Origin of the sequence: Candidimonas humi, from assembly GCF_019166065.1 — a bacterium.
GTDB classification, from domain to species: Bacteria; Pseudomonadota; Gammaproteobacteria; order Burkholderiales; family Burkholderiaceae_B; genus Candidimonas; species Candidimonas humi.
The window spans coordinates 289,390-305,336 of the sequence record NZ_JAHTBN010000003.1; the positions used below are offsets into that span (position 1 = coordinate 289,390).

Consider the following 15,947-nt stretch of genomic DNA (forward strand, 5'->3'; position numbering starts at 1 on the left):
TACTATCCGTCTTTTTTTTGTAAGCAGTGTATCGAGGCTACGATTGCCTCTGCACGGAAGGATGCTTGGGGCTTGCCGGAGCGCCTTCGGCCCGATCAGGGCTTGGCGGCTTGCTCTCTTATGCGCGCATGCACGGCCGCCACGATGCGGTCGCAGCGTTCCCCCGCAAACGAGAAGGCGTCCTTGGTGTGCTGGTCGATGTCGCGCGCCAGTGCGTCCTGGAGCAGGCGGCGGGCGCGCATGAAGCGCACGCGGATCGTGGCTTCGGGCAGGTCCAGCGCAGCGGCCACTTCGCTAGCGGACATGCCTTCGACGCCCCTTAGTACGAAGACCGAGCGGTAGATATCGGGCAGGGCGTCGATGCGTTGCTCGATCAGGCCGCGCAATTCCGAACGCCAGGCCTGTTGATCAGGCTGCGAGGAAGCGGGTATAGCCAGGGGAAGTTCGTCCATGGGCATGGTGTCCTGTGTCCGCTGATCCTGATACGCAGATTGGATGACGGCCTCGCGGCTTTGGTTGCGCCGCCGGAGCATCAGGGCCTCGTTGATCGCGATACGGGTCAGCCAGGTCGTGGGCCTGGCCTCGGCGCGGAAGTCCTGCAAATGATTGTAGGCTTTCCACCAGGCTTCCTGCACGGCCTCTTCCGCGTCCGCTTCGTCGTGCAGCACGCTGCGGGCCACGCGATATAGCCGCTGGTTGTGATGGCGCATCAATGCGTCGAAAGCGGCGATATCGCCCGAAGCCGCCAGTTGGATCAACTCCGCGTCGTCGATGGAAACGGCGTCGGCCATTGTGCCCATATAAACCCCCGAGAACCTTTATTCCGCGAACCCGATGTAATGCGTTCTATTGCAATAAGCGGGTCGGGGCGGGGGCGTATCGGGCAGAAACGGATTCCCGTTGCTCCTTGGCATACGCGCGTGCTAGTGCAGCGAGGCCAGTTTGACGTGCGTGTCGCCCAGCGCGTGCGCCACATCGTACATGGCCTGGTTCAATATTTTGTGCGTGTTCTGGTCCGCGCCATGGCCGTATTTCACGTCGATATCGACCATCACCTGGTTGTGCAGCTTGTGCGAGATAGCCTTGTCGAACAGATAGCCGGCCCAGAACGTTCCGTCGGGGGCCGTGCCCGCCTGCACGAGCGTGCGTGCCAGTTTCACTCCTTTGAGGTCGGCCGGCGCTTCGGGTAGTTTCACCCCGGCTTCGGTGGCGCGTTTCAGGCCGTCGGTGATGGCGAAGGTCATGCCGTTCAAGAAGCCGTCCACGTCTTTCTTGCCATATTGCTTGGTGAGTTTCGCCACTTCGGCGTTCACGGTTTTCTCGCCCAGCATCGCCACCAGGGCCTGCGCGAAGCTAAAGTGTTCGGCTCCGCCGCCGGCCTGGACCAGCGCCGCGGTGGCCGCCAGGGCGGGGGCGCCGTCATAGACCGGGCCGCCGAACCAGTTCATGGCCATGGCGTGGGCCGGGGCGGCTTGCGGCGCGTTTTCGGCCGCGATGGCCGAGCTGCCATACGCGAGCCCCACAGAGGCGGTCAGGGCGGCCGAAGCCATGATGAGTTTTTGGGTGATCTTTCACAGTAGCAAGCTCCATAGGGCGCAAGAGCCCCTATCCCCACGCCTGAAAGAGCATGGGGTTTCGGGTCTTGTGCGTAGACGGGAATTCCTCCCGCGGGGGCGGCGCATCGTCGCGTTTCATCACTTTGATGCAGCGGCGAAGCAATACGTTTCAATGGCGCGGCGCTCGCCGCAGGCCCCTCTCGGTTTGGCGGGCAGGCTTTATGTTCGCGCTACGTCTGGGATATGGGTGAAGCCCCCGAGCGGGGGCTTGCGTGATTAGATTAATGAGATGCTTGGCGCCGCTTGCCCGTCAGGCGGCCTTGGCTTGTGCCTGTCGCTTGTTTTGTGCTTGTCGCGCCCGAGGGCTTCAAGGCCGTGCGGAATCCCTTGGCGTATAAGGTGTCATCGTCCCGGAGGCCGATGCAGGCCCAGGTGCCCGCGCAGCGTGTCGGTTTCGTATTCCTTGCGGAATAGCCCGCGTTGCTGCAGCACCGGCACGACGTGGTCGACGAAATCCTCGATGCCTCCGGGCAGCGTGGGCGGCATCAGGTTGAAGCCGTCCGCGCCTTCATGATGGACCCAGTACTCCATCTGGTCGGCGATCTGTTCGGGCGTGCCGACCATGGTGCAGTGGCCGCCGCCGGCCGCCAGGCGTCCCAGGAGCTGGCGCACGGTGGGCTGTTCGGCCTCGATGATGCGCAGGATCGTGGCGTAGCGGCCCTTCGGGCCCTGGAACGCCGACAGGGGCGGCAGTGGCGGAACCGGCGCATCCATTTCCCAGCCCATGCAATCCTGTTCGACATACATGCCGAGTTGCCTGAGGGAGGCTTCTTGCGGCAGCAGTTCGTCGAGCTCGCGCTGCTTGGCGCGGGCTTCCGCTTCGGTCGAGCCGACATATGCCACCAGCCCCGGCATGATGGGCACCGGGTCGGTCCGGCCGGCTTCCCGGACGCGGCGCTTGATGTCCCGGTAGTAGGACTGGGCGGCGGGAAGGTCGTAGGCGACCGCATAGATGGCTTCGGCGCGGCGGGCCGCCAGGTCGCGTCCTTCGGCGGACGCACCCGCCTGGAACAGGACCGGGTGGCCTTGCGGCGGGCGCGGCACGGTCAGCGGCCCGTCCACCAGGAAATGATCGCCGTGATGATGGATGGGCCTGATCCGGTCGGCGGCGCCATAGATGCCCTGAGCGCGGTCGAGCAGCAGTGCGTCGTCGGCCCACGAGTCCCACAGCCGCAGCACGACGTCGATGAATTCCTCCGCGCGGCCATAGCGCCAGGCATGCGGCGGCATGGCTTCGTAGCCGTGGTTGCGCGCCTCGGCGTCGAACATCGACGTCACGACGTTCCAGCCCATGCGGCCGCCCGAGATATGGTCCAGCGATGCGACCAGGCGCGCTGCGTGGAAGGGCGTATAGAACGTGCTGGAGACGGTGCTGATCAGGCCGATGCGTTCGGTTGCGCGGCTGATCGCCGCCAGCATGGTCAGCGGCTCCAGGTACCAGCGCGGGCCGTCTTCGATATGGCTGACCGAGGCGCCGTCGGCGAAGAAGATCGCGTCCAGCTTGCCGCGTTCGGCGACGCGGGCCAGTTCCTCGTAGTAGCCGATATCGCCCAGGCGTTCCGCTGCCGATGCCTGATGGCGCCAGGCTGCCCGATGATGCCCGCAGCCGAATATGAAAAGATTGAGGTGCAGCATGGCGCCCTCGCGGCTCAGTTGTGCACCAGGCCGCCGTCGACCACCAGGTTCTGGCCGGTCACCGAACGCGACCACGGCGATGCGAAGAACAGCAGCGCGTCGGCGAATTCCGCCGGGGTGGTGACGCGGCGCAGCGGCGTGCTGCCGGCAATCAACTCGAACACGGCTTCGGGCGTGGCGGCCGAAGCATCGGTGGTGCGCAGCAGGCCGCCCGAGACCATGTTGACGGTGATACCGTCCGGCCCCAGGTCGTGCGACAGCGTTCGCGTGAAGGACAGTAGCGCCGCCTTGGCCGCGGTGTAGTCGTGGTAGGGCACGACCGGGTTCTGGAACAGATTGGTGCCTACATTAATTACCCGGCCGAAGCCCGCGCCGCGCATGCCGGGCAGCGTCGCCTGGACGGTGTTCAGGGCGCCGCGCAGGGTGCCTTCCATCTGCTGGCTGAGGTTTTCCCACGACAAGGCGTCGGCGTGGGGGCGCTGGTCGCCGTTGAACTGGAACTCGGGCAGGGCATTGTTGACCACCGTGCTTACCGGCGCGCCGAAATGCTGCTGCGCGCGGTCGACCATGGCCTGCACGGCGCGGGCGTCGCGTACGTCCGCCGCGACGGCGAGCGTGCGGTCCGGCGCCTGCGCGGCCAGTGCCGCGGCCGCTTCGGCGCTGCGGAAATAGTTGACGATTACGCGTGCGCCTTCGCGCTGGAAGGCGCGCGTGATGTGCGCGCCCAGGCCGCGTGCGCCCCCGGTGACGAGGACGATTTGTTCATTCAGTGGCAAGGATAGCTTGGAGCCGGGCATGATGTCTCTCGGGTAGCAGGTGAAAGAACCCCGGCGTCGGCAGTACGCTGCCGCGTCGCGAACATCCCTCCGCCAGTGTGAACTGAATCAGGTTCTACGGGTGTCGTCTCAGCCCCGACTTCGTCGGGACACCCCGTGTCGCTATTGCGCAATTTACCACAGGGAATCCTGAAATATCGTTGACAGCCGGCCGCCGCTCTTTTAGCCTTACGCCTGTCCTGGGGGAGCTCGTTGCGAGCTGAGATTGCGCCAAATCGGCGCTAACCCTTAGAACCTGATCCGGGTAATGCCGGCGAAGGGAAGGAGTCGCGCGCCACGCGCCATGCCGCCACAGGCCGCGTCCCTCCCGCCATTTCATTTGTGGGAAGGGTTTCACCATGCTCAGCAGTTCAACAGCCGTTACCTGGCTGCTACTTTGCGCGTTCGGCTACGCGGCCGCCGGCATCCTGTACACCCGGCGCTTCAAAAAAGGCCTCGAAGACTACATCACGGCCCGCAACAGCCAGAGCGCCGTCGCCACCATCCTGACCCTGATGGCCTCGACCCTGGGCGCGTGGATCCTGTTTGCCCCCGCGCAGGCCGCGACATGGGGCGGCCTGGCGGCCATCATCGGCTACGCGCTGGGCGCCATGTCGCCGCGCATCGCCATGATCCCGCTGGGCCGGCGCATGCGCGAGCTGATCCCCAACGGCCACTCCCTGACCGAATTCCTCATCGCCCGCTATGGCCGGCCCATGTACGGCCTGGCGCTGCTCATCATGGTGTTCTATCTGTTCATAGCGATGTCGGCCGAAGTCACGGCGGTGGGCAAGCTGGTGCGCCTGCTCGCGCCGGTGCCCATCTGGCTCACGGCTGTCATTGTCGTGGGCGCCACCTTGATATACACCTCGTACGGCGGCCTGCGGGCGTCGATCTTTACCGATCGGGTCCATATGATCGTCATCGTGCCGCTGCTGTTGTTCCTGGTCGCATTGGGCTGGTACACCGTGGGCGGGGCGATGCCCACCATCGAAGGGCTGCGCACCCGGGCGCCGCGGCTGCTGGACCTGGGCGATCCGGAGGGTGTGAAGGCGGGATTCACCTTCTTCGTGGCCATTCTCCTTACCGGCCTGTTCCACCAGGGCAACTGGCAGCGCATTTATGCCGCGCGCGACTCCCGCACCATGCGCAAGGGCTTTTTGCTGGGCGGCCTGATGGTGGGGCCGTTCATCTTCCTGATGGGCTTGTTCGGGCTGGCCTTCGTCGGCCTGGCCCCGGGCGGAGACAGTTCCGTGGCGCTCTTCAGCGTGCTGATTCCGCATGCCTCGCTGTGGTTCGCGATCCTGCTCATACCGCTGGGCCTGGGCCTGGTGATGAGCAGTTCGGATACCGCGATCAGCGCCGTCTCCAGCCTTATCGCCGTCGACCTGGGCAGGCTGCTGCCCAATGCCCGCAGCGCCACCATGATGCGCCTGGCGCGCAGCCTGATCTTCGTGCTGGCGATTCCCGTCGTGCTCGTCGCGGCCCAGGGATTCAGCGTGCTCTATCTGTTCCTGCTGGCCGACTTGCTGTGTTCCGCAGCGGCCTTTCCCGTTTTCTACGGTTTGTTCAGCAAGCGCCATGACGGCTTCTCGGCGATGACCGGCACCCTCTGCGGGCTGGCGGCAGGCCTGTCCCTGTTCCCCATGCCGGGCGCCAAGCCGGAGCATCTGCTGGAATCCTTCCTGGCCGCGGCGCTGGTGCCTGTGGTGGTGATCCTGATCATACGGCCGCTGCGCCGCTCGATGCAGGAGTTCGATTTCGCCAAGCTGGGCGCATCGGTGCGGCTGCTCGATCAGGATGGAGCGTCGTGACGCTTGAGTAGTAGGTAATTAGTGAGGTAATAGGGCGGGCCACCCGGGCCCGCTGCCCCGGCCCAGAGAGTCCGCAGATTATTATTCCCCGCGCGCGAATCATGGCCGCTTGCAGGCGGCTGGCTCGCTGATCGAATTGCCGGGTATTGGTTTATGCAGCCGCGTTACGGCTCATTTGTGCGCACTAGGCGTGCATTGGAGGCGCGACTCGGAATCGAACCGGGGTACACGGATTTGCAATCCAGCGAGGAAACCGAATATTCATGCGGCTTTCGGTCGGTTTTCAGTCCGCAAACTGCCTATTTTTGATAGTTTGAGAGGCCCTGTTTATGCGGGGGTCTTGATTTTTGCGGACTAAATCATCGCGTCGGGCTGACCTTTTTGCCTAGTCTGTTTCTTACATAGCGGGCAGTTGTTTTAGGGGTGGTGTGTCCCAATTGGTTTTGAGCTGCGATCATGCCTTGAGCATCATCCTTATCAGTGCCCGCTTTAGCACGCAAGTCCATGAATTTGAATGAGTCAGGGTCAATGCCGGTCGCCTTCCGAACGTCGCGCAGCCACGCAGCTACGGTGCGCCGTGATACCGGCCGTCCATATTGATTGATCACCAAATGCATAGTGACGACTTTGTGCCCACGCCTGCGGGCGCGGATGCGTTCGATAACTGCTGCTAGATCCCCCTCTACTGCAATGCGAATTTTTTTCCCGGTCTTCCCTTGTTTAACATGCAAATGACCGTCTTTGATATCTCGTTCGGTCATAGAGACCGTATCAGCGGGACGTTGGCCTGTCAGATAGGCCAAGTCCATGGCGTCGCGTAGCGGTTCGCGTGCCGCGTCCCAAACTATCTTATAAGTCGAATCCTCCACATATACATCCCGCCCCGACTCATCCAGCGTTTCGATACCGAGGCAGGGATTTGTCGCCGCGGTCAAACCTTTCCCGCGTGCATAATTAAAGATGTGGCTGAAGAGCGCCCGCTCACGATTTGCTCGGACATGACCGCTTTCCTTATCAATCGACTTTCCATGTTTTCTCAGCCAATCGCGCGCCTTTTTGACGCGCCAGGCCATGAACTGATTGATGTGCACCGGCTCAATTTCATCAAGCAATCCATCGCCAAAAAACTCACGCAAGTTGGGTAATTCTTTGAGATTATCTTGCTGGCTGCGCGGGGCCTTGTGAGGCAGTTCGTCAATGAGGTATCTATCCGCCGCATCATTGAATGTTGGTTTGGCGATACTGGCAACCTGTTCTAGTTTCGCCCACTCTTGCAGCGCGAGGATGTAATCGCAGCCGAGTGGTCTCTCCTTCCTCGGCTTGCCGCCCATATCGTAGTAATAATAGAGTTTACCCTTGGCTTTCGGACGTGCTCTCATCCTGGGCGGCAAATTCGTATATTTGTATGGCCTTCGCCCCATGGAATCACCTCAATTGCAGCACCTTTGGTTGCCATTTAGGCTTGGATGGTTCTGGTTGACGCCCGATAAGAGCCTCGGTGACTACAACCGGCTTGCCACGGGCGTTGGGGTAAAACGGAATACCGACTTTGCGCAGATGCTCACATTGCAATTGTTCACGGCTTTTCCCATCACGGCCCTTACGAATGCCAGTCAATTCCGCAAGTTCTTCATCGTTCAGGAACATATCGTACTCCCAACGAAAAGCGCCCCTTGTGGGGGGGCGCTGGTGATTCTAGAATCCAGATTTGGTTTAGCGCGAGCGAGAACGCGATCTCAGCGCCCTCAAATGGCGCAGGGCCTTTGCATAGACCACCGCCGCGGGCAGTCGACGCCCAGCTTCGGACTGGATGCGCAGCCCTTCGAGCAGGGCATGCATTTCCTCGACCGCAGCGTTCCAGCCATCACGGTGGGCGCCGTCATAGACGATGCGCGAGAGATCAAGGTGGTTATCTGGCTGATTCATTCTCTGCCTCATCCCATGCGCGCCGCATTTGTCGTGCACTTTCGGTGGGTGCCATACGTCCCGTCAATGTTGCCAGTCCGGGACACAAAATGCAGTCATATCCATGTCGCTTAGCGATTTGCAATACAGCCGAAAAAGCCAGGTATGCATTTTGCGTATGTGGCACCGGCCCCGGATATCGCATCGTGGGGGCGCTGATCATGTACGGAATTTCGGCGTTCTCATTCGGCACCACCAGTGCTTCGCCTACGGGCAGACGGCCGCCAGGCAATTTGGCGATGGCGCCTTTCAATCTCGCTTCCAGCCAAAAACCGAAATGCCGCAGATATTCCAGATCGATGCCGCCATCCATCGTGCCGTAGCTGTTAGCGGGACTGACGATTGCGTCGGCAGGGCCCCCGCTGAAGATATCGGCGCATGCGATATCGAACTGCGACACATCTGCGAATGCTGCTTGAACCGCCGCGACAACGTCGCTTTTCAAGTCTCGAAAAATGACTTTCATGCTCTGTTCCTTGCCGACCGTACGTCCACGACCATTTCCAGATTGCCCATCGCTAATGGTTGAAGTGGTACAAGATCGATGCGCACTACAATGCTCGCCGATTTAGCATCATCGATCAGTTGCTGCGCCCGCGACCTGATTTGCTCAGCTGTCGTTATTTCAGTTTCGGGTTTAGTGCTGTTCACCACAGATCCTCCGAAAAGAGTCGGCCGGCGCGAATGTTGGCGGGGTCTTTGACCTGGCCGGCGTCTAGCGCTACCTGCAGGGCCTCTTCGCGCGTCAGGAAATTGCCTTGATCGTCCAGAAAACCTTGCGTGTCGGGGCCGTGGATGCCGCCCATTGACCGGATAATGTCGTGGTGTCGGTGCGGGGCAGGCAACGCATGAGCTTTGTCGTTGTGCAGGATGGCTACGTGGGTGATTCGGTTCATGCCAGTTCCTCCAGCCGCTTCAGTACGGCATCCAAGCGTTTGTCCGTGGACAGCAACGCATCGATGTGCGTTTCGCCGGAGGCGATGCGAGCGGCATATAGTGTCAGCCACACGTGCTGCTGAATGTTCAGGCCGGGGCAGAAGCCATAGGCTCGTCCTGACTCAATAATTTGGTGAGTAGGGTCATACAGAACCGGCTCAGGAAAAGCCGGCATGGTTCCGAAATCGCTCATGGTCATTCCTTCTTTTCCCAGCGCGCACACGCCGGCGATCCAGCGCGAATGTCCGTGCCCGGGCCGCCAGTCCAGTGCGCTTGCATGAGCGCGCATTTGAGATAACGCTTCGCCGTCCAGTTGCTGGCCACCTTGTGCCGGCATGATCGGCAGGTTTCCCCTGCCGGACCGGTGCCGGGAACGGCCGCATAGCCCTTCGGCTCGGTGGGCTTGCGCTTGGCCTCGCTGATGCGCACGACCAGGGGCTCGCCGAATATATCTGTCATTTCGACGGTGCGCATCATTCCACCTTCAGCTCGAGCGTTTCGGAGTGGTGGCGCTGAGCGAGGACGCGAATACCGTCATGCCAGTCCATCGGATCCCCGTTCAGCCTGTTTAGCTCGCCAGTGATGACTGACAGCCCTAGATGATTCACCAGCGCACAGAGAGAGGCGCATTGGCCAGGACCGAGGTAATCGCGGTTGATTTCGATAATTGTGCGCGTACTCATGTAAAGTCCTTCAAATGCTCTCTCATCAGTTGCTCCGAGAAACCCCGGCGTTCAGGCCGGGGAGGAAAGGAGCGCAGCCGATAGGCTGCACCGCTGGATAAAAATACAGTGTCTTACACACATATCCGATATAATGTGAGGCATGGATATCAAACGCGCTTACCGATTCCGGTTCTACCCGACGCCAGAGCAGGAGCAAATTCTTGCCCGGACGTTCGGCTGCGCGCGCTTTGCCTACAACCACATGCTGCGATTGCGCACCGATGCCTGGATGCAGCGGCAGGAGCGCATCGGCTACCATGAGTCCTCTGCCGAGCTGACTGCCCTGAAAAAGCAACCCGAATACGCTTGGTTGAATGAAGTCTCCAGCGTGCCGGTGCAGCAAGCGTTGCGCCATCTGCAAACCGCGTTTGCCAACTTCTTTGCCAAGCGTGCCCGCTATCCGCAGTTCAAGCGCAAGGACGGCAAGCAGTCTGCCGAATACACCACCAGCGCCTTCAAGTGGGACGGCCAATTGCTCAAGCTGGCGAAGATGGCCGAACCGCTTGCCATCCGCTGGTCGCGCCAGATTCCCAAAGCCGCCAAGGTCACTACTGTCACGGTTTCCAAAGACACGGCAGGGCGCTACTTCGTCAGCCTGCTGTGTGACGATGCCGTAGCCGCAAAGCATGAGGTTTCGGGCAAGGTAGGGATTGACCTGGGTCTGTCTCATTTCGCCATCCTCTCGACCGGCGAGAAAGTCGCCGCTCCCAATACCTTTCGCAAGAACGAAGCGAAGCTGGCAAAGCTCCAGCGTCGTCTTGCCAAGAAGCAGAAAGGCTCAAATCGCCGCGCCAAGGCGAAACTGAAAGTTGCACGTCTGCACGCAAAGATCGCGGACTCGCGCAGGGACTTCCTGCACAAGCTTTCTACCCGGCTGATAAACGAAAACCAAGTGATCGCCGTAGAAAGCCTGTCCGTGTCGAACATGCAGAAAAACCGTTGCCTATCCAAATCCATCGCCGATGCAGGCTGGTCGGACTTCGTGAGGCAACTGGAATACAAGGCCCGTTGGTATGGGCGTGATCTGGTCGGCATCGACAAGTGGTTCCCATCGTCCAAGCGTTGCTCGGACTGTGGGCATACCATGCCCAAGATGCCATTGAATGTGCGACAGTGGACATGCCCGGAATGTGGTTCTATCCACGACCGGGACATCAACGCTGCCCGCAACGTATTGGCCGCCGGACTGGCGGTGTCAGCCCATGGAGAAGCTGTAAGTCCTGTGTCTCTTTGAGGCATTGGCTGGGTTCCGTGAAGTGGGAATCCCCGTCCTTTAGGGCGGGGAGGATGTCAAGTTCTGTGCATGAGACTCGGCCGAGTGCGGCCACGGAACGACTTTCGACGAAAGCCCCAATTTCTCCAGGCTCGGGCGCAGAATGTTGATGTGCGCCTGAGCATCCTTGAGCGATGGCATCGCGTAGAGATCGTCAGGCTCCTCGATCAGTATTGCCCAGAGTTGTGTGTCGCTCATGTCTACTCCTTCGCCTCTTCAACCACAGACCACACGCCTCCCTTAAACCGGATCTTTCCGGCTTTGCTAAGCGCCTGCAATCGTCTGTCGAACACGCGGAACTCTAGCTTTCTTCCGAATCGGTCTGCAGTCGCAAGCGAGGAAGCCCTTTCAGTCATCTGCTGGGTTTGCATCGTCGTGAATGTGTTTCGACCGGACTTGATTATGTGAATCAGAAGGTCGTCAAATTCGGCGTATTTGCTCAATTTCATTCCCCCTTCGGCATGATGGAATCTTGAACACCTGTTGATACGTTGGGTGATCGGCCGCTGAGCGCATGCGCGGTATGACGAGCATAGGTGGCGACGGCACGCCAGTATGCGGCCATCGGCCCCTTCCTACGGCGCCATGCCATTTCGGCTTCGGCATTGGCCTGGTCGCGTAGCTCACGCATCACCGCCTCGATGCGCGCTCGGTCGCCTGCCGGTAACTGCATCAACGCCTTTCCCGCGGGAAGTTCCAGTAAAGGATTTATGTAGCCCATCAACCCTCCTTCGCCGCGTGAGCGGCGTCGACATCCCGAGCCCGCTCCCATGCCTTCTGCCGAATTATTGTCATACACGTCTGGGTGACGTATAGGAGGCTTCACTGGCTCGGCAACTGTCAAGGATTCCTTGACAGATGGATGGGTGGGGCTTTGCGGCGCAAGATGGGCGCAGCGCTCATGAGCTTCGCCGACTCGGGCTCGCAGGCCGGCCTCATAGCCATCTCGGAATGTCGCGAAAGGGTGCGGGGCCCCGGCATCTTCCCAGGCACAGACTGTGGGGTTGAAATCAGCGGTGGTTGTCATTAATGCTCCTTTGCGCGGGCGGCGTCCTGCTGCGCCGTCCGGGATTTCAGGGCGCGGATACGCGCTGCCGACCGTGACATGCAATCTGCTGCGCGATCATCGGCAGAATTGCCCCAAGGCTGATACTTTCCCTCGCATTGCTGGGCCGCTTCTTCCAGCGCCGCTTCGCGGATGGCTTGGGCGTCGGGTTGCCCATCTGCTGTTGTGGTGGATAGTATTGCGGCCATACGGTCACGGCTATCCCAATCATTCACGGGGAATGTAATTAGCAGCGAAGGGACGTGCTTGCCGTCTTCTATTAGAAAACCCCTGTCTTTGACGACGCATGCAGGCACGCCGGTATGTGCGCCATGCCGGGCAATTACGTCTCGTGCAAACGCATTAATTTGCGACTGCTTTGGCCAAGGCTCAGTCATTAATCGGTGCCGCACTATCAGATGGCTGAGTTCCGCATCGCTCGGCACATTCGCGGCAGGTTGTGCGCCATAGCGGGCAAGCAGAGCGCACATATCAGAATATGCCTGCGCAGTCCTGTCGGCCGCATCTCGTTGCTCAGTGTCTGCCGCATCCGTGCATCGGACCTCCGTCATGCTGGCGCGTTCGTCGGCATACCGCTGGATTGCCGACAGCAGTTCGGCTGTACTCGGCACCTTCACCGGCTCGGTAGACAGCGCAACTCCTGCGGAACAGCTACAAATACCTCGCCATTTCCCGTCAGGTGAATGCACATCGCCAGTGCCGTCACAATACGGACAACGCTCGGCAACTTGTAAGGATTGCTGAGTAGTTGATTCGAGTGCTGCACGGGCTTGCCATGCCCACCAGGCAGATTGAGTTGGGGTATCTATGTAATACGGCTCGGAGCCGTCGCAAGGTGATACTTTGTGAAAATGCTTTTTCGCTTGCTGGCACGCCAGCTCAAACGCCTCGCGCTCGTCACCCGTCAGGGATTGCTTAACTGCTGGCTCGGTGGGTTGTGGATATCGGTAAAGTGGAATACTGAACAGTTGTTGAGACACAGCGGGCATGGCCGTATTACGCGTTTTTGCTTTCACAACTCGGCCATCCTCGGACATGTACGCCACAGCCTCCCCGCGTTGCTCATATTCAGCAAGCGCCTTGTCAAGCACGTCGCAGCGCTCACACATCTGTTCGTACAATTCTTTGTAGTCTAGGTGAGTGTCACGCTGCTGCCGATCAAGTTCGACGGCGGCGCGGGCGTAGCACTCCATCTCCACATCTGCGTAGACCGACCCATCGTGGCCTACAATGCCGTGCTCTGTGATGCCCACCGGTAGCGGCGGCAGTGTGATGTCAGTCTTGGTTGTCATGCCTCATACCCCTCTAAGTCTTTGTACGCGGCGATCATCGCCAGCACATCGCCCGATGCAATTGCAGCCTCTGCTGCTTTGATCGAATTGCGCATCATCGTTGCCGCGAATACGCCTGTCGGTATTTCGTCGTACAGGGGCAATATCTCGCGCACACGGTCACATTGGCGCTGGATGCCTTCGATGATGTTTTCAGGCTTGGTTATCATGATGCTCGTCCTCGATCCTTACATGCCACATTCCTATTTGTGCCGGCTTCCCGGTGGTGACCACGGTTCGGGCAAGCATTTTGGCTGGCAGATTGTGGATTTCCTCAATCAAATTTTCCGGGCCGCGCCAGAACACGTCATCGCCCAGGATGTCGCTCTTCACCTCAACGATCACCGTTCGCATCGCTGCCTCCCTGTTCCTGTGCGAGTGCGGCCCGAAATTCATTACGTAGATCTAGGGTGTCGATCATCTCGCCGTCGATTTCGATTTCATCCAGGTTCCAGTCCCCGCAGACTTGGGTGAGTTGTTCGGCCTTACGTAATGATTCCCGCAACTGCGCTATCTGCGCTGCTTGGGCGTCAAATTCGTTTGCCGCGCAAAGCAGGATCAGGGACACATCTAGATCCTTGATTCGCTGCTTTCCCGCGAGCTCGCGCAGTTTGTTTGTGTCCACGCTCACATCGGATCTCCCAGTGCCCATACGAATGTCGCCGCCATGACACCCAAAAGGACACAGGCGCATGCAAAATAGACCGCGACCGTGGCGCCTTGTTTCAGTATTCGTTTCACTTTGATGGCTCCATCGCGGCCTTGATGCGCGTTTGCTGCAGCAAGTCCAATTGGTCTTCGGGGTCGGCCGTAGCCATGAGGCGCTGCAGCATTGGCATCGCCTGGCGCAGCTTGCGAATCGTTGAGGACTGCACTGGGGAGCAAAAGCGGAATGCACGCTCGAGCTCGCGCAGGCCGTCAAGCGGCAAGCTGACGCTGTGTCTGGCTGCGTGCATTTCCAGATGCCAGATCAGCCCCTCGATGCCCCCGGCCGCTTCGTACCAATTACCGTCGCCGTCCTGCAGAATCGGATCACCCCTTTCGTCGACATTGACGGTGCCGTCGATCTCAAGGCGGTCGAGAATGGCAATGAGGGGCCCGAGGACTAACGCCGAGGCGATGATCATAGGTGGATGAATAGGGCGCGGCGTGTAGCGTTTCGTACGCCGGGCCTTGGGATGACGGTTACTCATAGGGTGCATCCAGGCCGGTGGCTGGATATTCAGTGCTTCCAGGTCACGGTGCCATTGGAATTAATCGTTCCGTGCATAGTTTCGGGCAGGCTCGCGGCCACGCGAAATTTAGGCCCCTCGGGGGCGCCTTCGATGCCTTTCGCCGTGGCGGATTCAGGGCATACGCCACCGGACGCCTCAAACGCCTTGCGGGTGAGGTCAGAACCGAAGCAGGCCATCCGCAGCTTTGCGGCCTCATGCAGGCCGAGTTGCCACAGCACGACGACATCCTGCCGCACGTTGCAGTCGAACATTTCTTTGGCGTGGCTGCCGCCAATGACGAACCCTGTCCAGCCTACGCCGGCAGTATCCGAACCACCGCAGTTGCTCGGTGAAAATGAAAAGGCTGAAGAGGCTGTATACAAGCTCGGCGTTGTGTCGACGCGGGTGTGCTGATAGGGCTGCGCCGAGGTGAACGTCACCGCCTGATTGTTGCCCATGTTCGCCGCAGCAGAGGATGCCTGCGTCTGCGCCGAGCTGGAAGCGGTAGTGCCCGCAAATACGGGCGAGGACAGTACAATGGCCGCAGCGGCCAAGGCAATGATTTTCATGTGGAATCTCCTAAGTCTTGGCCGTTAGGGGCCGGTTGCGACCCGGCCCCGTCTGCCGATTACCAGTTGTTGTGGCTGAAATCACCGATCGATTGAAAACCGGCAATGCCGCCGATGGCGCCGGTAGCGAAATTGGCGGTACCCGAGGCCGTGTTGTCGGAAGACGAAAAAGCGGAATTGCCATTCAGGATGGAATTGCCTTGCATGCCGACCTGGTCGGTCGCGCCGAAGCCGCCGGAGACGGCATATTGCGTCGTGCCGGTGTTGACTGTGGCACCGGACGGTGCGACCTGACCGCCGATGGTGGCCGAGCCGCCCGAAATCGCACCCGCTGCCTGCAGGCTGTAGCCGGAGCCTACGACCTCGGTGCCCGCGGCAACCGAACCGGTGGAATTCGATGCTGCCGAACCCGATGCCGAGCCGCCGAAGCCGGCCGCGCCACCCGCGATCACACCACCCGAGGGGCCTTGATTGCCGTAGTTGTTCCCATGGGCGAATGCGAGGGGAGCGCAAACCGCCAGAATGGCGGCCAAAAGGACTTTCTGAACTTGCATGTGGTTTCTCCTAAGTATTGCCAGTGACCGACTGGCGGCGGTTAAAACATCAGCGACAGCAGGAAAGTGCCTGCGGTGATCAATGCGAAGCCTGCCGTAATGCGTAGAACGTCAGACATAGTCAGTTCCCGGGCGCTTATTGGGCGCCCGGGCCTCACGTAGTGAAGAAAAGTTATGATTTCCGAAAACTTCTATCGGAGAGAGCGATGCCAGTCAGAGAAATCGATGGGTTTGAGGTATGGTCATCAGCCAGCCAAGCCGGCGACGGTGCCTATTGGGGAGAGATCTCAACGAAACCGCTTGACGGCTCGGCGGATGCAAAAATTTTCAGGATCCCAACCCAAAGAAAATTGAATTCGCTGCGGGAGGCTCAAATCGTAGGAGCCGATGCGGTAGCCGCCCTGGAGAAGGTGGACACTAGTGGCATACCTGCA

General features: G+C 60.1%; 24 protein-coding genes and 2 riboswitches. Of the genes, 2 read left to right on the forward strand and 22 right to left on the reverse strand.

Translation table 11 applies throughout. The annotated features are described in order from the left end of the window. Positions 1–95: 95 nt before the first annotated feature. From KVP10_RS08235 to KVP10_RS08250, 4 genes are all read right to left on the reverse strand, one after another. Positions 96–800, reverse strand: a complete 705-nt coding sequence (locus KVP10_RS08235) for an RNA polymerase sigma factor (RefSeq protein WP_217964076.1) — start codon at positions 798–800, stop codon at positions 96–98. 123 nt (positions 801–923) lie between these two features. After that, the gene (locus tag KVP10_RS08240) at positions 924–1,550 is read right to left on the reverse strand and encodes a hypothetical protein (RefSeq protein ID WP_217964077.1); all 627 of its coding nucleotides are present in this window, start codon (positions 1,548–1,550) and stop codon (positions 924–926) included. A 408-nt stretch (positions 1,551–1,958) separates the two neighbouring features. Continuing rightward, positions 1,959–3,251 (reverse strand): LLM class flavin-dependent oxidoreductase, encoded by a 1,293-nt coding sequence (locus tag KVP10_RS08245; protein WP_217964078.1) that lies wholly within the window; start codon positions 3,249–3,251, stop codon positions 1,959–1,961. A gap of 14 nt (positions 3,252–3,265) precedes the next feature. Further along, positions 3,266–4,048: a 3-oxoacyl-ACP reductase gene (locus KVP10_RS08250; protein ID WP_217964079.1), complete on the reverse strand. Its 783-nt coding sequence runs from the start codon at positions 4,046–4,048 to the stop codon at positions 3,266–3,268. A 47-nt stretch (positions 4,049–4,095) separates the two neighbouring features. Further along, a riboswitch (TPP riboswitch) is annotated at positions 4,096–4,194 on the reverse strand. A 64-nt stretch (positions 4,195–4,258) separates the two neighbouring features. After that, a riboswitch (TPP riboswitch) is annotated at positions 4,259–4,366 on the forward strand. A 59-nt stretch (positions 4,367–4,425) separates the two neighbouring features. Between KVP10_RS08250 and KVP10_RS08255 the strand changes: the two genes are divergently transcribed. Continuing rightward, positions 4,426–5,880, forward strand: a complete 1,455-nt coding sequence (locus KVP10_RS08255) for a sodium:solute symporter family transporter (protein ID WP_217964080.1) — start codon at positions 4,426–4,428, stop codon at positions 5,878–5,880. A 359-nt stretch (positions 5,881–6,239) separates the two neighbouring features. Here the strand turns inward: KVP10_RS08255 and KVP10_RS08260 are convergent, their stop codons facing one another. The 8 genes from KVP10_RS08260 to KVP10_RS08295 all read right to left on the reverse strand — a co-directional run bounded on the left by KVP10_RS08260 (position 6,240) and on the right by KVP10_RS08295 (position 9,464). Further along, positions 6,240–7,259, reverse strand: a complete 1,020-nt coding sequence (locus KVP10_RS08260; protein WP_246600488.1) for a tyrosine-type recombinase/integrase — start codon at positions 7,257–7,259, stop codon at positions 6,240–6,242. A gap of 46 nt (positions 7,260–7,305) precedes the next feature. After that, a complete protein-coding gene (locus tag KVP10_RS08265; RefSeq protein ID WP_217964081.1) occupies positions 7,306–7,527 on the reverse strand; it encodes a DUF4224 domain-containing protein in 222 nt (73 codons plus the stop codon). Positions 7,528–7,593: 66 nt separating this feature from the next. Beyond that, positions 7,594–7,806, reverse strand: a complete 213-nt coding sequence (locus tag KVP10_RS08270) for a hypothetical protein (protein WP_217964082.1) — start codon at positions 7,804–7,806, stop codon at positions 7,594–7,596. After that, positions 7,790–8,311 carry a macro domain-containing protein gene (locus KVP10_RS08275; protein WP_217964083.1) on the reverse strand — a complete coding sequence of 174 codons (522 nt, stop codon included), beginning with the start codon at positions 8,309–8,311 and terminating at the stop codon, positions 7,790–7,792. Before KVP10_RS08275 ends, KVP10_RS08270 begins: the two co-directional genes overlap by 17 nt. A gap of 181 nt (positions 8,312–8,492) precedes the next feature. After that, complete coding sequence (locus tag KVP10_RS08280; protein ID WP_217964084.1) at positions 8,493–8,741, reverse strand: Y16D family protein; 249 nt, start codon at positions 8,739–8,741, stop codon at positions 8,493–8,495. Continuing rightward, on the reverse strand, positions 8,738–8,974 hold the full coding sequence (locus KVP10_RS08285) for a hypothetical protein (protein ID WP_217964085.1): 237 nt from the start codon (positions 8,972–8,974) through the stop codon (positions 8,738–8,740). The genes KVP10_RS08280 and KVP10_RS08285 overlap by 4 nt, the downstream gene beginning before the upstream one ends. Before the next feature lie 2 nt (positions 8,975–8,976). After that, a complete protein-coding gene (locus KVP10_RS08290) occupies positions 8,977–9,258 on the reverse strand; it encodes a hypothetical protein (protein WP_217964086.1) in 282 nt (93 codons plus the stop codon). Beyond that, positions 9,255–9,464 carry a hypothetical protein gene (locus tag KVP10_RS08295; protein WP_217964087.1) on the reverse strand — a complete coding sequence of 70 codons (210 nt, stop codon included), beginning with the start codon at positions 9,462–9,464 and terminating at the stop codon, positions 9,255–9,257. The genes KVP10_RS08290 and KVP10_RS08295 overlap by 4 nt, the downstream gene beginning before the upstream one ends. A gap of 142 nt (positions 9,465–9,606) precedes the next feature. On the opposite strand from KVP10_RS08295, the gene tnpB reads away from it, so the two are divergent. Further along, the gene (gene tnpB / locus KVP10_RS08300) at positions 9,607–10,740 is read left to right on the forward strand and encodes an IS200/IS605 family element RNA-guided endonuclease TnpB (RefSeq protein WP_217964088.1); all 1,134 of its coding nucleotides are present in this window, start codon (positions 9,607–9,609) and stop codon (positions 10,738–10,740) included. Positions 10,741–10,779: 39 nt separating this feature from the next. On the opposite strand, the gene KVP10_RS08305 is transcribed toward tnpB, so the two are convergent. From KVP10_RS08305 to KVP10_RS08350, 10 genes are all read right to left on the reverse strand, one after another. Continuing rightward, positions 10,780–10,977, reverse strand: coding sequence for a hypothetical protein (locus tag KVP10_RS08305; RefSeq protein WP_217964089.1), 198 nt, complete (start codon positions 10,975–10,977; stop codon positions 10,780–10,782). 2 nt (positions 10,978–10,979) lie between these two features. Then, positions 10,980–11,228 carry a hypothetical protein gene (locus tag KVP10_RS08310; RefSeq protein WP_217964090.1) on the reverse strand — a complete coding sequence of 83 codons (249 nt, stop codon included), beginning with the start codon at positions 11,226–11,228 and terminating at the stop codon, positions 10,980–10,982. Next, on the reverse strand, positions 11,225–11,806 hold the full coding sequence (locus tag KVP10_RS21265) for a hypothetical protein (RefSeq protein ID WP_246600489.1): 582 nt from the start codon (positions 11,804–11,806) through the stop codon (positions 11,225–11,227). Before KVP10_RS21265 ends, KVP10_RS08310 begins: the two co-directional genes overlap by 4 nt. Continuing rightward, positions 11,806–13,137 carry a hypothetical protein gene (locus tag KVP10_RS08320; protein WP_217964091.1) on the reverse strand — a complete coding sequence of 444 codons (1,332 nt, stop codon included), beginning with the start codon at positions 13,135–13,137 and terminating at the stop codon, positions 11,806–11,808. Before KVP10_RS08320 ends, KVP10_RS21265 begins: the two co-directional genes overlap by 1 nt. Continuing rightward, on the reverse strand, positions 13,134–13,346 hold the full coding sequence (locus KVP10_RS08325) for a hypothetical protein (RefSeq protein WP_217964092.1): 213 nt from the start codon (positions 13,344–13,346) through the stop codon (positions 13,134–13,136). Before KVP10_RS08325 ends, KVP10_RS08320 begins: the two co-directional genes overlap by 4 nt. Further along, positions 13,330–13,530 carry a hypothetical protein gene (locus KVP10_RS08330; RefSeq protein ID WP_217964093.1) on the reverse strand — a complete coding sequence of 67 codons (201 nt, stop codon included), beginning with the start codon at positions 13,528–13,530 and terminating at the stop codon, positions 13,330–13,332. Before KVP10_RS08330 ends, KVP10_RS08325 begins: the two co-directional genes overlap by 17 nt. Further along, positions 13,511–13,807, reverse strand: coding sequence for a hypothetical protein (locus KVP10_RS08335; protein WP_217964094.1), 297 nt, complete (start codon positions 13,805–13,807; stop codon positions 13,511–13,513). Before KVP10_RS08335 ends, KVP10_RS08330 begins: the two co-directional genes overlap by 20 nt. A gap of 106 nt (positions 13,808–13,913) precedes the next feature. Continuing rightward, on the reverse strand, positions 13,914–14,369 hold the full coding sequence (locus KVP10_RS08340; protein WP_217964095.1) for a hypothetical protein: 456 nt from the start codon (positions 14,367–14,369) through the stop codon (positions 13,914–13,916). A gap of 29 nt (positions 14,370–14,398) precedes the next feature. Further along, positions 14,399–14,959: a hypothetical protein gene (locus tag KVP10_RS08345; protein WP_217964096.1), complete on the reverse strand. Its 561-nt coding sequence runs from the start codon at positions 14,957–14,959 to the stop codon at positions 14,399–14,401. A gap of 59 nt (positions 14,960–15,018) precedes the next feature. Further along, the gene (locus KVP10_RS08350) at positions 15,019–15,492 is read right to left on the reverse strand and encodes a hypothetical protein (RefSeq protein WP_217964097.1); all 474 of its coding nucleotides are present in this window, start codon (positions 15,490–15,492) and stop codon (positions 15,019–15,021) included. Positions 15,493–15,947 lie beyond the last annotated feature (455 nt).

Coding starts and splice junctions, on each gene's coding strand:
- KVP10_RS08245 (WP_217964078.1), bottom strand. CDS start 3,251: ATGCTGCACCTCAATCTTTTCATATTCGGCTGCGGGCATCATCGGGCA.
- KVP10_RS08265 (WP_217964081.1), bottom strand. CDS start 7,527: ATGTTCCTGAACGATGAAGAACTTGCGGAATTGACTGGCATTCGTAAG.
- KVP10_RS08270 (WP_217964082.1), bottom strand. CDS start 7,806: ATGAATCAGCCAGATAACCACCTTGATCTCTCGCGCATCGTCTATGAC.
- KVP10_RS08255 (WP_217964080.1), top strand. CDS start 4,426: ATGCTCAGCAGTTCAACAGCCGTTACCTGGCTGCTACTTTGCGCGTTC.
- KVP10_RS08345 (WP_217964096.1), bottom strand. CDS start 14,959: ATGAAAATCATTGCCTTGGCCGCTGCGGCCATTGTACTGTCCTCGCCC.
- KVP10_RS08295 (WP_217964087.1), bottom strand. CDS start 9,464: ATGAGTACGCGCACAATTATCGAAATCAACCGCGATTACCTCGGTCCT.
- KVP10_RS08280 (WP_217964084.1), bottom strand. CDS start 8,741: ATGAACCGAATCACCCACGTAGCCATCCTGCACAACGACAAAGCTCAT.
- KVP10_RS08240 (WP_217964077.1), bottom strand. CDS start 1,550: ATGGCTTCGGCCGCCCTGACCGCCTCTGTGGGGCTCGCGTATGGCAGC.
- KVP10_RS08340 (WP_217964095.1), bottom strand. CDS start 14,369: ATGAGTAACCGTCATCCCAAGGCCCGGCGTACGAAACGCTACACGCCG.
- KVP10_RS08305 (WP_217964089.1), bottom strand. CDS start 10,977: ATGAGCGACACACAACTCTGGGCAATACTGATCGAGGAGCCTGACGAT.
- tnpB (WP_217964088.1), top strand. CDS start 9,607: ATGGATATCAAACGCGCTTACCGATTCCGGTTCTACCCGACGCCAGAG.
- KVP10_RS08325 (WP_217964092.1), bottom strand. CDS start 13,346: ATGATAACCAAGCCTGAAAACATCATCGAAGGCATCCAGCGCCAATGT.
- KVP10_RS08290 (WP_217964086.1), bottom strand. CDS start 9,258: ATGATGCGCACCGTCGAAATGACAGATATATTCGGCGAGCCCCTGGTC.
- KVP10_RS08285 (WP_217964085.1), bottom strand. CDS start 8,974: ATGAGCGATTTCGGAACCATGCCGGCTTTTCCTGAGCCGGTTCTGTAT.
- KVP10_RS08320 (WP_217964091.1), bottom strand. CDS start 13,137: ATGACAACCAAGACTGACATCACACTGCCGCCGCTACCGGTGGGCATC.
- KVP10_RS08275 (WP_217964083.1), bottom strand. CDS start 8,311: ATGAAAGTCATTTTTCGAGACTTGAAAAGCGACGTTGTCGCGGCGGTT.
- KVP10_RS08260 (WP_246600488.1), bottom strand. CDS start 7,259: ATGAGAGCACGTCCGAAAGCCAAGGGTAAACTCTATTATTACTACGAT.
- KVP10_RS08330 (WP_217964093.1), bottom strand. CDS start 13,530: ATGCGAACGGTGATCGTTGAGGTGAAGAGCGACATCCTGGGCGATGAC.
- KVP10_RS21265 (WP_246600489.1), bottom strand. CDS start 11,806: ATGACAACCACCGCTGATTTCAACCCCACAGTCTGTGCCTGGGAAGAT.
- KVP10_RS08310 (WP_217964090.1), bottom strand. CDS start 11,228: ATGAAATTGAGCAAATACGCCGAATTTGACGACCTTCTGATTCACATA.
- KVP10_RS08235 (WP_217964076.1), bottom strand. CDS start 800: ATGGGCACAATGGCCGACGCCGTTTCCATCGACGACGCGGAGTTGATC.
- KVP10_RS08250 (WP_217964079.1), bottom strand. CDS start 4,048: ATGCCCGGCTCCAAGCTATCCTTGCCACTGAATGAACAAATCGTCCTC.